We start from the raw sequence: 1,191 nt of genomic DNA on the forward strand, positions 1-1,191 counted from the left end.
TCCCGGCCTGGCAAACATGGGTCGCGCCCAGTGCATATATAAAGGTGCGATCGACAACCTCACCATCTATACGCACACCACCGGAACCCAGGAGATCTCGCGCCACCGCCGAGTTCTTGACCAACCCTGCCTTATTAAGGACAGCAGCGATCGGCATATCCTCGATAGCAGTCAATTCGATTTCCGGCAGATCTTCAGGCAGCTCGCCATCCTTCATACGGTTACCGGCAGCACGATGAGCACTGGCCGCAGCCTCCTCACCATGGAAGCGTGCAACGATCTCTTCAGCCAGCTTGATCTTGATATCGCGCGGATTGGCACCCGCCTCCACATCAGCGCGGAACGCATTGATCACGCCATCCAGGCCTTCAAGCAGCGGCATGGTCAAAATGCACTGGGCCTCCTGACCATAACCACGCTGCAGTTCACGCCCCATCAGCAAGTTGAACTTCTGATCGGTGCCGCCGAGCTCGACGTCTGCGCGCAGGGCTACCGAGTCGTACCCTTGAACCAGCGGATAAAGGAACTCATGAATGGCGATTGGCTGATTGGTTGTGTAACGCTTGTCGAAGTCATCGCGCTCGAGCATGCGAGCCACGGTGTACTGCGAAGTCAGGCGAATGAAGTCGGCCGGCCCCATCTGATCCATCCAGGTGGAGTTGAATGCCACTTCGGTCTTTGCCGGGTCCAGAATCTTGAAGACCTGAGTCTTGTAGGTCTCGGCATTCTCGAGGACCTGCTCGCGAGTGAGCGGCGGGCGCGTAGCACTCTTGCCGCTCGGATCGCCGATCATCCCGGTGAAGTCACCTATAAGGAAGATCACCTGATGCCCCAGCTCCTGGAACTGGCGCAGCTTATTAATAAGCACGGTGTGACCCAAGTGCAGATCCGGAGCCGTTGGATCGAAGCCCGCCTTAATACGTAGCGGCTGGCCACGCTTGAGCTTTTCAATCAGCTCGGACTCGACCAACAGTTCTTCCGCACCACGTTTGATCAGCGCTAGCTGCTCTTCAACCGACTTCATAACAGACCCGCAAGGCTCAGATTCAAAGGGAACCAACCATACAAGATCGCGCGTCAAATACAAGGTTTGCCCGGCGCACGGACGCCAATCCGCAGACAGAGCGCCTGCGGACTTGCTTCAGAGATGATTTGGTTATATTTTATACAGTTATTTCATCTTCATCATGT

The 1,191-nt window shown here is 55.8% G+C and carries 1 protein-coding gene; it reads right to left on the bottom strand.

Translation table 11 applies throughout. From position 1 onward, the window contains the following. On the bottom strand, positions 1–1,024 hold a 1,024-nt coding region (gene tyrS, locus AC1DVH_RS31450; protein ID WP_477757068.1), incomplete at its 3' end, for a tyrosine--tRNA ligase. Between the last annotated feature and the right edge of the window lie 167 nt (positions 1,025–1,191).

Source organism: Pseudomonas sp. P4_C3 (assembly GCF_056402075.1).